Origin of the sequence: Teredinibacter franksiae, from assembly GCF_014218805.1 — a bacterium.
GTDB lineage: Bacteria > Pseudomonadota > Gammaproteobacteria > Pseudomonadales > Cellvibrionaceae > Teredinibacter > Teredinibacter franksiae.
Genome location: NZ_JACJUV010000009.1, coordinates 1 through 12,908, shown reverse-complemented (window position 1 = coordinate 12,908; position 12,908 = coordinate 1). Strand labels below are relative to the sequence as shown.

The 12,908-nt window shown below is 46.3% G+C and carries 20 protein-coding genes, 2 pseudogenes and 1 riboswitch; of the genes and pseudogenes, 11 read left to right on the top strand and 11 right to left on the bottom strand.

What is annotated here, in order from left to right; genetic code table 11:
* From H5336_RS22770 to H5336_RS22765, 6 genes are all read left to right on the top strand, one after another.
* Positions 1-227, top strand: a 227-nt coding sequence (locus H5336_RS22770; protein ID WP_221628290.1) for a thiamine phosphate synthase, incomplete at its 5' end; no start/stop codon positions are given.
* Positions 119-367, top strand: a complete 249-nt coding sequence (locus H5336_RS23980) for a thiamine phosphate synthase (protein WP_221628289.1) — start codon at positions 119-121, stop codon at positions 365-367. The genes H5336_RS22770 and H5336_RS23980, both read left to right, overlap by 109 nt.
* Positions 279-479 carry a sulfur carrier protein ThiS gene (thiS, locus tag H5336_RS22545; RefSeq protein WP_246439538.1) on the top strand — a complete coding sequence of 67 codons (201 nt, stop codon included), beginning with the start codon at positions 279-281 and terminating at the stop codon, positions 477-479. The genes H5336_RS23980 and thiS (H5336_RS22545) overlap by 89 nt, the downstream gene beginning before the upstream one ends.
* A 33-nt stretch (positions 480-512) precedes the next feature.
* Positions 513-1,247, top strand: coding sequence for a thiazole synthase (locus H5336_RS22540; protein WP_313558390.1), 735 nt, complete (start codon positions 513-515; stop codon positions 1,245-1,247).
* The gene (gene thiH / locus H5336_RS22535) at positions 1,244-2,131 is read left to right on the top strand and encodes a 2-iminoacetate synthase ThiH (protein ID WP_221628288.1); all 888 of its coding nucleotides are present in this window, start codon (positions 1,244-1,246) and stop codon (positions 2,129-2,131) included. Before H5336_RS22540 ends, thiH begins: the two co-directional genes overlap by 4 nt.
* The gene (locus H5336_RS22765) at positions 2,101-2,355 is read left to right on the top strand and encodes a ThiH family protein (RefSeq protein WP_221628287.1); all 255 of its coding nucleotides are present in this window, start codon (positions 2,101-2,103) and stop codon (positions 2,353-2,355) included. Before thiH ends, H5336_RS22765 begins: the two co-directional genes overlap by 31 nt.
* Positions 2,356-2,423: 68 nt before the next feature.
* Here the strand turns inward: H5336_RS22765 and H5336_RS22530 are convergent, their stop codons facing one another.
* Positions 2,424-2,645, bottom strand: coding sequence for a helix-turn-helix domain-containing protein (locus H5336_RS22530; RefSeq protein ID WP_221628286.1), 222 nt, complete (start codon positions 2,643-2,645; stop codon positions 2,424-2,426).
* Between the two features lie 126 nt (positions 2,646-2,771).
* On the opposite strand from H5336_RS22530, the gene H5336_RS22525 reads away from it, so the two are divergent.
* The gene (locus tag H5336_RS22525) at positions 2,772-2,942 is read left to right on the top strand and encodes a helix-turn-helix domain-containing protein (RefSeq protein ID WP_185236706.1); all 171 of its coding nucleotides are present in this window, start codon (positions 2,772-2,774) and stop codon (positions 2,940-2,942) included.
* 67 nt (positions 2,943-3,009) lie between these two features.
* On the opposite strand, the gene H5336_RS22760 is transcribed toward H5336_RS22525, so the two are convergent.
* Positions 3,010-3,438, bottom strand: a complete 429-nt coding sequence (locus H5336_RS22760) for a ThiH family protein (protein ID WP_221628285.1) — start codon at positions 3,436-3,438, stop codon at positions 3,010-3,012.
* A 153-nt stretch (positions 3,439-3,591) separates the two neighbouring features.
* Here H5336_RS22760 and H5336_RS22755 point away from each other — a divergent pair, with 153 nt between their 5' ends.
* Entirely contained in the window at positions 3,592-4,083 is a 492-nt protein-coding gene (locus H5336_RS22755; RefSeq protein ID WP_221628284.1) for a hypothetical protein, read from the top strand.
* Here H5336_RS22755 and H5336_RS22750 read toward each other — a convergent pair.
* The 9 genes and pseudogenes from H5336_RS22750 to H5336_RS23250 form a co-directional block, all read right to left on the bottom strand.
* Positions 4,078-4,800: pseudogene (locus H5336_RS22750) on the bottom strand (hypothetical protein). The gene H5336_RS22755 and the pseudogene H5336_RS22750 overlap by 6 nt on opposite strands.
* A complete protein-coding gene (thiS, locus tag H5336_RS23975; protein WP_376766563.1) occupies positions 4,793-5,080 on the bottom strand; it encodes a sulfur carrier protein ThiS in 288 nt (95 codons plus the stop codon). Before thiS (H5336_RS23975) ends, H5336_RS22750 begins: the two are co-directional and overlap by 8 nt.
* On the bottom strand, positions 4,992-5,429 hold the full coding sequence (locus tag H5336_RS22740) for a thiamine phosphate synthase (RefSeq protein WP_221628283.1): 438 nt from the start codon (positions 5,427-5,429) through the stop codon (positions 4,992-4,994). Before H5336_RS22740 ends, thiS (H5336_RS23975) begins: the two co-directional genes overlap by 89 nt.
* Positions 5,404-5,562, bottom strand: coding sequence for a thiamine phosphate synthase (locus H5336_RS23970; protein ID WP_221628291.1), 159 nt, complete (start codon positions 5,560-5,562; stop codon positions 5,404-5,406). Before H5336_RS23970 ends, H5336_RS22740 begins: the two co-directional genes overlap by 26 nt.
* 118 nt (positions 5,563-5,680) lie before the next feature.
* Positions 5,681-5,995 carry a bifunctional hydroxymethylpyrimidine kinase/phosphomethylpyrimidine kinase gene (locus H5336_RS23965; RefSeq protein WP_512700776.1) on the bottom strand — a complete coding sequence of 105 codons (315 nt, stop codon included), beginning with the start codon at positions 5,993-5,995 and terminating at the stop codon, positions 5,681-5,683.
* A gap of 326 nt (positions 5,996-6,321) precedes the next feature.
* The gene (locus H5336_RS22490; protein WP_185236702.1) at positions 6,322-6,588 is read right to left on the bottom strand and encodes a bifunctional hydroxymethylpyrimidine kinase/phosphomethylpyrimidine kinase; all 267 of its coding nucleotides are present in this window, start codon (positions 6,586-6,588) and stop codon (positions 6,322-6,324) included.
* Positions 6,589-6,916: 328 nt separating this feature from the next.
* Positions 6,917-7,513, bottom strand: a complete 597-nt coding sequence (locus H5336_RS23550) for a phosphomethylpyrimidine synthase ThiC (protein WP_281385725.1) — start codon at positions 7,511-7,513, stop codon at positions 6,917-6,919.
* Positions 7,510-8,057, bottom strand: a pseudogene (locus tag H5336_RS23545) (phosphomethylpyrimidine synthase ThiC). Before H5336_RS23545 ends, H5336_RS23550 begins: the two are co-directional and overlap by 4 nt.
* A 126-nt stretch (positions 8,058-8,183) precedes the next feature.
* On the bottom strand, positions 8,184-8,330 hold the full coding sequence (locus H5336_RS23250) for a hypothetical protein (protein ID WP_313558388.1): 147 nt from the start codon (positions 8,328-8,330) through the stop codon (positions 8,184-8,186).
* Between the two features lie 267 nt (positions 8,331-8,597).
* Positions 8,598-8,703, bottom strand: a riboswitch (TPP riboswitch).
* Positions 8,704-9,219: 516 nt separating this feature from the next.
* On the opposite strand from H5336_RS23250, the gene H5336_RS22475 reads away from it, so the two are divergent.
* Genes H5336_RS22475 through H5336_RS22465 form a run of 3 tightly spaced genes read left to right on the top strand, consistent with a single transcriptional unit; the run spans position 9,220 to position 11,298 of the window.
* Positions 9,220-9,723 (top strand): TIGR03546 family protein, encoded by a 504-nt coding sequence (locus H5336_RS22475; RefSeq protein ID WP_185236700.1) that lies wholly within the window; start codon positions 9,220-9,222, stop codon positions 9,721-9,723.
* A gap of 4 nt (positions 9,724-9,727) precedes the next feature.
* Entirely contained in the window at positions 9,728-10,723 is a 996-nt protein-coding gene (locus H5336_RS22470) for a TIGR03545 family protein (protein WP_185236699.1), read from the top strand.
* Complete coding sequence (locus tag H5336_RS22465) at positions 10,684-11,298, top strand: hypothetical protein (RefSeq protein ID WP_185236698.1); 615 nt, start codon at positions 10,684-10,686, stop codon at positions 11,296-11,298. The genes H5336_RS22470 and H5336_RS22465 overlap by 40 nt, the downstream gene beginning before the upstream one ends.
* Positions 11,299-12,908 lie beyond the last annotated feature (1,610 nt).

Here is a 12,908-nt window from a genome sequence, read left to right as displayed (position 1 = left end):
TACTAACGGCGGCGGCCATTAAACCCAGCTACATAGCCCTTGGACATATTTTCCCTACCGAAACGAAAGATATGCCCTCTTGCCCTCAGGGTATCCATCGGCTGCGCCAATATCATATATGGGCTTCCAGTATTGCCCAACAGTGGCAATTGGCGGTATTAAGCTACATAACCTCGATAGCGTTCTTAACTGTAATGTGGATTCCGTTGCCGTGGTTACGGCCGTAACAGAGTCTATAAACCCCATCGCAACGGTTCATACATTCCGAGAAAAAATCAATGCGTATTTTAATCAACCAAGACAGCGTGGAAGTCAACCACGCAAGTGGTTTGCTGTCGGTACTCAAACTAGCCGAAACCGAGCTTGAAGGCTGTGCCATAGCCATAAACAATCAAGTTATACCCAGTATACGGTGGCAAACAGAAATACTAAAAGAGAACGACCACATTCTCGTTTTTCGTGCTATCGCGGGAGGATAAAATGCATTTAAAAATTGCGGATCATACATTTAAATCTCGATTGTTTACGGGCACAGGAAATTTTCTTCCGCCCAAACGATGCTTGAAGCACTGGCTGCCTCAGGTTCCGAGCTGGTAACACTGGCGATGAAACGCGTCGATTTACGCAGCGCAAGTGACAACATATATCGGCCACTAAAACATGCGGGCTACAAGCTGTTACCGAATACCAGCGGCGCACGTACGGCAGAAGAAGCGATTTTCGCCGCACAATTGGCTAGGGAAGCCATGAAAACCAATTGGATAAAATTGGAAATTCACCCAGACCCACGTTACCTAATGCCCGATCCGATAGAAACATTGGCGGCAGCTGAAACATTGGTACAGCAAGGCTTTAACGTACTACCTTACATTCATGCTGACCCGGTACTCGCCTATCGCTTACAGGAATGCGGCTGTGTAGCCGTAATGCCACTTGGCGCCCCTATTGGTAGTAATCAGGGTTTACGCACACGCGATTTTTTACACATGATTATTGAGCAAAGTAACGTGCCGGTTATTATCGATGCCGGTATCGGGGCACCTAGCCACGCCATGGCGGCAATGGAAATGGGAGCCAGCGCAGTACTGGTTAATACCGCGATCGCCACAGCAAAAAAACCTGCTGCTGTCGCCCGCGCCTTTAACCGCGCAGTAAACGCCGGCCGAGATGCATACCAGGCTGGCCTACCAGAGCCATCAACTTCGGCTTTAGGCTCCAGCCCACTAACGGCATTTTTGCAACTATGAATCAGCCATTTTCTAATGTGTTTCACCGCTATAACTGGGGCGATATTCAACAGGCTATCCACGCCAAAACAGCCACCGATGTTGAGCGGGCATTGTGTAAAACAAAACTCAGTACCGCCGACTTTGAAGCACTGCTTTCACCTGCTGCCGATAACTACCTGGAATTAATGGCGCAAAAATCCCAAGCACTTACCCAGCAGCGATTTGGGCACACCATGCAAGTGTATGCACCGTTATACCTCAGTAATGTGTGCAGTAATATTTGTACTTACTGTGGTTTCAGCAGAAACAATAAACTGCGTAGAAAAACCTTGAGTGAGACAGAAATTATTGCCGAAGCAAAGGCACTAAAAACAAAAAATATTGATAATATTTTACTGGTTACAGGGGAAGCGCCTAAAACAGTTGGCGCAACCTACCTTGAGCGGGCAATACGCTTGCTGAAACCGTACTTTGCCCAAATAGCTATAGAGGTACAGCCGCTACAACCCGTAGAGTATCGTCAACTTATCGATGCTGGGCTTCACGGTGTATCGCTATATCAAGAAACCTATCACCGTGAAAGCTACGCTCGGCATCACCTAAAAGGTAATAAAACCGACATGATTGCCCGTCTCGATGCACCAGGATGTGTTGGTGAACAGGGTATTCACAAAATCGGCTTAGGTGTTTTATTAGGTTTGGATGATTGGCGAACCGACTCCATCTTTTGCGCCCTGCATTTACGCTATTTACAAAAAGCATACTGGCAAACACGTTTTAGCGTCAGCTTCCCGAGGCTCCGTCCTTGCACAGGTGACTACGCGGTTGAGCAACCTGTAGGCGATCGACAACTCGTGCAACTGATCACCGCTTGGCGATTATTCGCCCCGATCTCGATTTAACACTATCTACACGAGAGGATGAGGCATTTCGCAACGCCATCTGTAGGCTGGGTGTTACGTCTATGAGTGCGGAATCCAGTACGCAACCTGGCGGTTACAGCACGCAAGCCGAATCTCACTTGCAACAATTTGAAATAAGTGACGAGCGTACAGTAAAGCAGGTTACTACAATGCTGCGTGAACAAGGGTTGGAAATAATAACGAAAGATTGGAACTGGTACTAAAAACTGGCACTAAAAAAATACGTAATGACTCAACATGAGCGTCTTAAGTTCTCTACAGGGCACCTCTATTAATCCTTACATTCAATTGATGCGCGCAAACCCTCTAAATCATTTATGTTCAAACCCTTACCTTTTTCCATGCGCGATAAATACCCGACTTTCATCAATCGATTGAGTTCCGTGTTTACCGCTTCTCGGTTGGTTGAAATTCGACTGGCAAATTCTTGATGGGTGGGCATTTCCCGAATAACAACCCCCTCCTCACTGGTTTCGCCTTTGATTTCAGCCATACGAATAAGCTCCATACGTACACGACAATTTACGTGTTACACGCTAAATTGTCGTGTACGTATGGAGCTTATTCGTATGGCTGAAATCAAAGGCGAAACCAGTGAGGAGGGGGTTGTATTCGGGAAATGCCCACCCATCAAGAATTTGCCAGTCGAATTTCAACCCACCGAGAAGCGGTAACACGGGAACTCAATCGATTGATGAAAGTCGGGTATTTATCGCGCATGGAAAAAGGTAAGGGTTTGAACATAAATGATTTAGAGGGTTTGCGCGCATCAATTGAATGTAAGGATTAATAGAGGTGCCCTGTAGAGAACTTAAGACGCTCATGTTGAGTCATTACGTATTTTTTTAGTGCCATTTTTAGTACCAGTTCCAATCTTTCGTTATTATTTCCAACCCTTGTTCACGCAGCATTGTAGTAACCTGCTTTACTGTACGCTCGTCACTTATTTCAAATTGTTGCAAGTGAGATTCGGCTTGCGTGCTGTAACCGCCAGGTTGCGTACTGGATTCCGCACTCATAGACGTAACACCCAGCCTACAGATGGCGTTGCGAAATGCCTCATCCTCTCGTGTAGATAGTGTTAAATCGAGATCGGGGTCGAATAATCGCCAAGCGGTGATCAGTTGCACGAGTTGTCGATCGCCTACAGGTTGCTCAACCGCGTAGTCACCTGTGCAAGGACGGAGCCTCGGGAAGCTGACGCTAAAACGTGTTTGCCAGTATGCTTTTTGTAAATAGCGTAAATGCAGGGCGCAAAAGATGGAGTCGGTTCGCCAATCATCCAAACCTAATAAAACACTAAGCCGATTTTGTGAATACCCTGTTCACCAACACATCCTGGTGCATCGAGACGGGCAATCATGTCGGTTTTATTACCTTTTAGGGTGATGCCGAGCGTAGCTTTCACGGTGATAGGTTTCTTGATATAGCGATACACCGTGAAGCCCAGCATCGATAAGTTGACGATACTCTACGGGTTTAGCGGCTGTACCTCTTATAGCTATTTGGGCAAAGTACGGTTTCAGCAGCGTATTGCCGCTCAAGGTAGGTTGCGCCAACGTTTTAGGCGCTTCCCCTGTACCAGTAAAATATTATCAATATTTTTTGTTTTTAGTGCCTTTGCTTCGGCAATATTTCTGTCTCACTCAAGGTTTTTCTACGCGTTTTTGTTTCTGCTGAAACCACAGTACAGTACAAATATTACTGCACACATTACTGAGGATAACGGTGCATACACTTGCATGGTGTGCCCAAATCGCTGCTGGGTAAGTGCTTGGATTTTTGCGCCATTAATTCCAGGTAGTTATCGGCAGCAGGGTGAAAGCAGTGCTTCAAAGTCGGCGGTACTGAGTTTTGTTTTACACAATGCCCGCTCAACATCGGTGGCTGTTTTGGCGTGGATAGCTGTTGAATATCGCCCCAGTTTATAGCGGTGAAAACATTAAAAATGGCTGATTCATTAGTTGCAAAAATGCCGTTAGTGGCTGGAGCCTAAAGCCGAAGTTGATGGCTCTGGTAGGCCAGCCTGGGTATGCATCTCGCCGGGCGTTTACTGCGCGGTTAAAGGCGCGGGCGACAGCAGCAGGTTTTTTTGCTGTGGCGATCGCGGTATTAACCAGTACTGCGCTGGCTCCCATTTCCATTGCCGCCATGGCGTGGCTAGGTGCCCCGATACCGCATCGATAATAACCGGCACGTTACTTTGCTCAATAATCATGTGTAAAAATCGCGTGTGCGTAAACCCTGATTACTACCAATAGGGGGCGCCAAGTGGCATTACGGCTACACAGCCGCATTCCTGTAAAGCGATAGGCGAGTACCGGGTCAGCAATGATGTAAGGTAGTACGTTAAAGCCTTGCTGTACCAATGTTTCAGCTGCCGCCAATGTTTCTATCGGATCGGGCATTAGGTAACGTGGGTCTGGGTGAATTTCCAATTTTATCCAATTGGTTTTCATGGCTTCCCTAGCCAATTGTGCGGCGAAATCGCTTCTTCTGCCGTACGTGCGCCGCTGGGTATTCGGTAACAGCTTGTAGCCCGCATGTTTTAGTGGCCGATATATGTTGTCACTTGCGCTGCGTAATCGACGCGTTTCATCCGCCAGTGTTACCAGCTCGGAACCTGAGGCAGCCAGTGCTTCAAGCATTCGTTTGGGCGTAAGAAAATTTCCCTGTGCCCGTAAACAATCGAGATTTAAATGTATGATCCGCAATTTTTAAATGCATTTTATCCTCCCGCGATAGCACGAAAACGAGAATGTGGTCGTTCTCTTTTAGTATTTCTGTTTGCCACCGTATACTGGGTATAACTTGATTGTTTATGGCTATGGCACAGCCTTCAAGCTCGGTTTCGGCTAGTTTGAGTACCGACAGCAAACCACTTGCGTGGTTGACTTCCACGCTGTCTTGGTTGATTAAAATACGCATTGATTTTTTCTCGGAATGTATGAACCGTTGCGATGGGGTTTATAGACTCTGTTACGGCCGTAACCACGGCAACGGAATCCACATTACAGTTAAGAACGCTATCGAGGTTATGTAGCTTAATACCGCCAATTGCCACTGTTGGGGCAATACTGGAAAGCCCATATATGATATTGGCGCAGCCGATGGATACCCTGAGGGCAAGAGGGCATATCTTTCGTTCGGTAGGGAAAATATGTCCAAGGGCTATGTAGCTGGGTTTAATGGCCGCCGCCGTTAGTATTTCTCTATAGCCGTGGGTAGAAATCCCTAGTCGTAAGCCTGCGTTATGAATAGCGGTGATATTGGGCATCGAGAATATCTTCCTGCCCTAGGTGTACGCCGTAGGCACCATATTTTATAGCTAGCAGCCAATGGTCGTTAATAAATAGCTGTGCGTTAAAGGCTTTTGCCAACTTTATAGCGTGCGATATTTCGCGTTCCAGCTGGTCATTGTTTGCTGAATCTTAATGCGTAACTGAAGTGTTTTTACGCCAGCGTAAAGTAAGCGCTCGACCCATTTCGAAGAATTAACCACCGCGTAAAAGCGAAAATCTTCGCGGTTTATAGGGGAAAGGCCTGGGTGTCATTATTTTTCCTGAAAGCCTGGCATATAGGCGGCTGACTCTGGCACGCCTGGGGCTGAGTGGTGCCAAATTCAACAGTTTGGGTGGTGTGTTGTGTATCTTCACTAAGGAGCGTGTAGCTATTTTCCAAAGCTTGTTGCATGCAGGCTTTTGCAATAACAACGGCATCTTCCAAGGGGTAATGCTGGGCGGCGGCAGCGGTAATTGCACTGGCATAGGTGCAACCTGTGCCGTGATTCCAGCGGGTATTTACGTAAGCCGATTCAAACGACGTAACGCCCGAGGCGTCGATAATACATCTCGCACAATTGGGCTTGCCGGCAGGTGTCCACCTTTCAATAGAATGCGGGTATAGGTATTTTTATGAGACACGGCGATTGGGTTAAGCATCGCGAAGAGCGCTTTACCAGCACGTTCAAATGCAGAAAAATTATCTATACGGGTATTTAATAGCTGTTCAGCTTCGAGCGTGTTAGTGTAATTAATCACATAGTGCGAGTAGTGGACGTAAATCCGTAAGTTGGTGGTGGGGCTCTAATCCACCGGCGCTAGCAGAACACACGGTATCGCATACAACGACGAACGCAGGAACGGTTGTACGTAGTTCGGTAAGTACTTTCACCAAAATTTCAATTTGCGAGCGTTACCCAGCATGCCAATTTTTATGGCCATGGGCGCGCCCATGGCCAGTAATGTTTCAATTTGCGTAATAAAACTAGCATCGGAAACAGGTTCTAACATTGCTATACCACACTGATTTTGGCTGGTGATACAGCTCACTACGGTTGCCGCAGAACAGCCTAAGGCATTTACGGTAACAATATCTTTCTGTATGCCTGCGCCGCCTGAATTGTCGGAGCCACCAATACACCAGACCCTATTCATAGGTGTCTAACCGCGGTGTCTTTTTTTCGAATTTGTAGCGTTACGGTATAGCTCGCTGCCGTGGCGACGAAATTTTTGTGACATCTCGGACATACCCTGCGCGGCAAGTACCTCATTTTGTTTGTTATTGGTAATGGACTGCTGCTGAACACTGTCACGAATTTTCTTGAGAGATTTTCATTGAACAGAATTTTGGCCCGCACCATGGAACAAAAGTGGGCTAGCTTGTGGCTTTCTTTGGGCATTGTTTCGTCGTGATAGGCCGTGCAGGTGTCAGGGTCTAATGACCAGGTTAAATTGGTCTTCCCAGCGAAATTCAAAACGCGCTTTACTCATAGCGTTGTTCGCGAATTTGAGCGCCGGGGTGTCCTTTTGCTAGATCGGCGGCATGGGCGGCAATTTTGTAGGTGATTAAACCCTGTTTAACATCGTTTTTATTGGGCAGGCCAAGATGTTCCTTGGGGGTGACGTAACAGAGCATGGCACAGCCATACCAGCCGATTTGTGCCGCGCCAATACCGGAGGTGAAATGGTCGTAACCGGCGCAATATCGGTTGTAAGGGGGCCGAGCGTGTAAAAAGGTGCGGCGCTGCACTCTTCCGTTTAACGCCATATTCTCTTTGATCATATGCATAGGCACATGGCCAGGGCCTTCAACCATTACCTGAACGTCGTGTCGCCAGGCAATTTTGGTGAGTTCGCCGAGTGTTTTCAGCTCGGCGAATTGTGCTTCGGTCGTTTGCGTCGTAAATGGAGCCAGGGCGCATCCATCACCGAGCGAAAAGCTTACGTCGTAAGCTTTCATTATTTCGCAGATGTCTTCGAAATGGGTATAAAGGAAATTCTCTTGGTGATGAGCGAGACACCATTTCGCCATAATGGAGCCACCGCGGGAAACAATGCCCGTGAGGCGTTTTGCGGTCATTGGAATATGAATGTAAAAGTAAGCCCGCGTGTATGGTGAAATAGTCTTACACCTTGTTCGGCTTGCTCGATTAAGGTATCTCGAAATATCGCCCAGGTTAAATCTTCGGCTATACCGCCCACCTTTTCCAGCGCTTGATAAATAGGAACGGTACCAATGGGTACGGGCGAGTTGCGAATGATCCACTCGCGGGTTTCGTGAATGTGTTTGCCGGTTGATAAATCCATAACGGTATCGGCGCCCCATTTGGTGGCCCAAACGAGTTTTTCGACTTCGGTGGAAATGTCAGACGTTACGGCAGAATTCCCTATATTGGCATTTACCTTGATAAAAAATTTCGCCCAATAATCATCGGTTCTGCTTCAGGGTGGTTGATATTGGCTGGGATGATGGCGCGGCCGCTGGCGATTTCGTTACGCACAAATTCCGCTGTTATTGCTATAGGCATATTTGCACCCCAGCTGTGCCCCGGGTGTTGTGTGAGGGTCATGTTGGGTAATGGTGATTGGCGCAGTAAATTTTCTCTAATGGCGACGTATTTCATCTCGGAGGTAACAATGCCTCGACGGGCATAGTGAAGCTGAGAAACGTTTTTCCTTTTCTGGCCTTGCGAATAGAGGCTTGCAAGGGAAAGCGTATGGCGTCGAGGTCTAAGCGATTGAAGCGTTGTTCACGAAAATGAGATTCGCTGTGCGTTAATTCTACGGAGTCGTCTCGGTTTTCGATCCATGTCTGCCGAAGCCGAGCAACCCCCAAATTGGATATCGGTTTGAACTGACGGGTCGGTGTAGGGGCCAGAGGTGTCGTATGCCAGCACCGGCGCGTTAGGCTCGGTGCCAGTGGGGGCCAAATGAAATTTCTCGCATGGCAACGTTTAATGCAGTGGTTGGCCCTGGAATAAACACTTTTTGCGAGCCCGGAAAGGGCTCCACAGACAAATTATTAAGACTAGCGCGTGCCATAGGAATTCTCCAACGGATTAATGGTTGGTGCCGGAGAATAAATTAGGGGTGCGCAGTGAAGATAAAACCGGTCAGATTTTTTGTGTAAGTGGAGCACGCATTCAACTCAAGCGTTGCTTTTTTACCGGTTTATTCTTGCTCCCTTCGCAGGTATAGCCTGATCAGGTTCCACGGATCCCGCTGATGCGATCTCAGCCAGTAAATTACTGAGCACTCCGACAAGATTTGTGCGTATTTATACGCTGCTCCTTCCGCAAACGCAAGGTAGCAAAATGCTGTTCTGTTAGGTGAGTTACAAAGGCATATTTATCTGTGGCATAGGAACAACGCTTGTGGCGCCAGATTAACATGGCTGTGTTTTTGCCACATACAGCCTAGGGCGTTTAATTTAGCCTTAACGTGCTGCTAAGGAACCGATCTGTTTTATGGATTTCATCCGCAACAGTCAATCGCAAGTGACGCGTCAGGGATGATTTTATACGTGTCTGTTTATACTTGAATGGCGGCATCCTTCGGATACATTACAAGGAAAGTATATTTGGCTTCAGGGACGAAGCCTGTTGGTCCTTCCATCTTGCTTAACAGCCAGTTACGTATGGCTTTGTAACAGGCCTTTCGTGGCGGTATTCAATGTAATGGCCACCGTACTTTGCGCGACCTCCCCTAGATAGCTATTATACCTTCTGAGTCCGGCGCCTTTTCCATGGGTGCTTTAAATATCGTTCGACGGTAGCGGAGGCTGTTGTGCACTTATTAGTCAAGTTTTTCAAAATAATCAGCTCAGAAACCAACCCATGGCAGATAGCGTTCGCCATTATGCTTGGCATGATAGTGGGCATCACCCCGCTATACAGGCTGCACAATCTCATTATTTTATTCATTGTGCTGTTTTTTCGTGTGAATATCGCCAGCTTTGTTCTCGCGGTAGCCCTCTTTTCGGGGCTGGCTATGCTTTTCGACCCACTGCTCATCGGTGTAGGGGAAAGCCTGCTTTCTGCGCCATCTGCGCAGGCCTTATGGCAGTCGCTCTACAGCTCTGGCTTGGGCCGCCTCACTCAGTTTAACCACACGTTAACAATGGGTAGTTTGGTCGTGAGCCTAGTGGTGGCTCCTGTCGTTCTGGTGTTAAGTAAACTGCTTATTGTGCAGTATAGAGAAAGATTTTTGTCGGCAATAAGTAAATGGAAAATTGTACAAATGTTACGTGCCAGTACCCTTGTGCAGCGAATGACCGGGCTTGGGGAGTGAAAATATGAAAATGATTCGTTGGAGTGGATTAGGTATTTTTGTTGGGGTTATCGCGCTGCTTATAGCGGTAACACATTTTTTTGTAGACAGCTGGATAGCAAAGGGCATTGAAGCCGTTGCTGGAGATGCCGTAGGAGCAGAGGTAAATGTAAGTAGCGTTAGCCACAGTTATTCACCTTTTGGGGTAACGGTGTCGGGAATTCAAATAACCGATCCGGCCAAGCCAACCCACAACCAAGTACAGCTGGAATCAGTAACAGCAGAAATTGAATTTTTGCCGTTACTAATGAAAAAAATCATAATTGATGAATTGGCCGTGACGGGCGTTCGCTTTGATAGTCAGCGTAGCAAGGCTGGTGAGGTATACCTGCCGGTGGAAAGTGATGCCCCTGAAGAGGCTGAAACCGGTATGGGGTTCGATGTGAAGTTGCCCTCGGTTGATGAGGTGATAGCGAAAATACCACTGCAGACCGACAAAGCGAAAGAAGCAGTAAAAGCTAGCTATTCAGCTCACGACGCAAAACTAAAAGAACAGTTCTCACAGCTTCCCGATGAGAAAGTTCTCCAGGATTACAGCGATAAAATTAAACAGTTAACCGAAAAAGATTACAAAAATCCCGAAGACTTATTAGCCGCTCAAAATGAATTTAAATCGTTAAAAAAATCGCTTAATGCTGAAAAAAGTAAGATCAATAATTTTCGCAAAAGTGCAAAAGACGCTCAGGCAGACTTATCAAAAAATATTGCGGCATTGCAAACAGCTACTAGTGAAGATTACAACACGCTAAAGGGAATGCTGGCCGGCGATATGGCAGCACTTTCCGAAATTACAGCGTTAGTTTTTGGCGAGCAGGCCAGAGCGTGGAGTAAACGCCTATTGTCAGCGTATGAGTTGGTAGTACCAATGCTGGAGAGTAAAAAAGAAGTGGAGCAAGTAAAAGGCCGGAAGAGGGGCGCTGGGTGGAATTTACAGATGCCAGTGCACTACCCGACTTTTTAATTCGGAAAGCGGATGTGTCGCTGGAATGGCAAGGTCAGGGTTTTAACTCTAATTGGAAGGATATAACAACCGATCACGACATTCTTGGTCGTGCGACTACGTTTTCTGTGGATTCAAAGAATACTGCCGCATGGCAGTCACTGGCGGTGAACGGTGACTTCTGGCTGGCTGCAACGGGTTTAAAAGCTAATCAAAATTGGAACCTACAAAAAGTGCTGTTAGACCAACTGCCACTGCTCAGCGAAAATGTATTGAATGGCGAACTGACAAAAGCAAGTCTAAATAGTGTGGGGGCTCTTAAAATTACCGACGGCTTACTGGATGGTAAGGGGGTTATCAATTTGGTTGACATGGTGCTGAAAATGGAGGGTACCAACAAGTTCACCGAGGGCGTTGCAGATACGCTTAACCAATTGACCAGTCTAAAAATGGATGCCGGTATTGCTGGTGTACTGGATAACCCTGACTTTTCACTAGGGTCGGATTTGGACAAAAAGATACGCGACTCGATGATGGCGAGTGCGGGCTCAGAAGGCCGGAAGAAATTAGACGAGCTTCAGAAGAGCTGGGGTTAAGGGCAGGCGAGGAAAAGGGCGAAGGTAATGCAAAACTTGGAGATTGGAGCAAGCTGCAGGATCTTGCCGATGGCAAGAGTGAATCCGTCGAAGAAATGTCGAAAGCTAAGTTCGAAGGCGAGTTGGATAAGCAAAAGAATGAACTTGAGGATAAGCTCCGAAAGAAACTATTTAATTAAATGACGACGCGCTTACCTTTTCTGATGGCGCCCGAGTCTGGGGTGGCGCGAGGAGTGGATCAACTTGAGGGCATATTTTCATGAATTCGTACCTAAGTTGCCTTGGGAAATTCATTTTTATTAACAGCGAGTTAGGAAGCCACTGAGTAAGTAGAAATTAAGGGAATTTATCCGTAAGAATGAATGCTGAGGGCTTACTGGGCATCGAAGTGCCATAAATTAAAGAGAGAGAATTCCTTAATACACCTAGAGTGCAGCGGAATAACTGAGAGGTAGGCTGAGACACATCTATTGTGTTGAGTTGCACTTGGAGTACGGAGGTCAATTAATAACGGTTAAAATCGACTTGTAATTGCGGGCTTCAGATTGTGCACAGCTATCTGTGTACGTAGGAGGTGGATTGGCGCAGGAAGCTTAAGCCGAAAGGTCTCTGAGGTTCCCTAACATGAAGTTTGGAGCTCGTTGGTAGCAAAATTATCGTATTAAAGGGTAAATGAATTTTTATACAATACAAAAAGCTAAGAATGGTAAATGCTTAGTGTCCGTCAAAGTGGTGCAAGTCTAGTGTCACTTCGGCCGCTGTTTCACCATCATGTACTCGCTGCACGGCTATCTTACGAATTAAATGCTGTTTTTCTGTACAAAGTTTTTTTGCGTCGTTTTCATGACGTTTACTTTACAGGCTTTAAGTGACGCGTACTGATTATTAGTGGCCTGCTAGTATATGAACAATTAAGAGCAATGCCAAGGTAGCATGCCCGTATGTTTTCTTTGCTTGATCTCGTTCTAGATATAACCTTAATCGGTTTTTGAGGTTCAGCGAGTTGATCAACAGCTGGAAAATAACCAGCCCCCCCCAAAAAAAAACGATGCATTTTTTATTTTTATTACAAATCTTATGTGTTTTATAACTCACTCAGGGTAAATTCCAGAACAAATCAAAAAACTGCGCTTGAGACTTTATTTTTAGGTGCTAGATGAGGGTTTTTTGGCTGCTTATGTACCTATAAAGATTATGTGACCGCAGGCATTAAAGTCTGAACTGAAAATTTTGAATTTCAAATCAAGCAAGCACTAAAATGTACAAATGGTAAGGTAGCAGTGATTGGTGACGATATGGGAAGAGTGAAGGAAGTTGACAGTGAACTAAATGGTAATTAAGTTTACGGCGTAATTTTTACCGATAAGTCGTTAAACGGAAAGGTGTATAAAATCGATGGCGTTGACTGCAATGTTGATATTTTTTTGTTCGTATGACGAGCAAAAAAATATATAGGGGAGGCCTTGATACAAATTATTTCGTAGCAAAGGATATGCCGTATACGGTAATGTACAAGTTGAATGAACAAGGGGTTAAGAGGTTAAGAGGTTAAGAGGTTAAGAGGTTAAGAGGTTAAGAGGTTAAGGGGTTAAGAGGTTAAGGGGTTAAGG

Coding starts and splice junctions, on each gene's coding strand:
- H5336_RS22490 (WP_185236702.1), bottom strand. CDS start 6,588: ATGAATAGGGTCTGGTGTATTGGTGGCTCCGACAATTCAGGCGGCGCA.
- thiS (WP_376766563.1), bottom strand. CDS start 5,080: ATGCGTATTTTAATCAACCAAGACAGCGTGGAAGTCAACCACGCAAGT.
- H5336_RS23550 (WP_281385725.1), bottom strand. CDS start 7,513: ATGACCGCAAAACGCCTCACGGGCATTGTTTCCCGCGGTGGCTCCATT.
- thiS (WP_246439538.1), top strand. CDS start 279: ATGCGTATTTTAATCAACCAAGACAGCGTGGAAGTCAACCACGCAAGT.
- H5336_RS23980 (WP_221628289.1), top strand. CDS start 119: ATGGGCTTCCAGTATTGCCCAACAGTGGCAATTGGCGGTATTAAGCTA.
- H5336_RS22530 (WP_221628286.1), bottom strand. CDS start 2,645: ATGGCTGAAATCAAAGGCGAAACCAGTGAGGAGGGGGTTGTTATTCGG.
- H5336_RS22470 (WP_185236699.1), top strand. CDS start 9,728: ATGAAAATGATTCGTTGGAGTGGATTAGGTATTTTTGTTGGGGTTATC.
- H5336_RS22525 (WP_185236706.1), top strand. CDS start 2,772: ATGCCCACCCATCAAGAATTTGCCAGTCGAATTTCAACCCACCGAGAA.
- thiH (WP_221628288.1), top strand. CDS start 1,244: ATGAATCAGCCATTTTCTAATGTGTTTCACCGCTATAACTGGGGCGAT.
- H5336_RS22740 (WP_221628283.1), bottom strand. CDS start 5,429: ATGCCCAATATCACCGCTATTCATAACGCAGGCTTACGACTAGGGATT.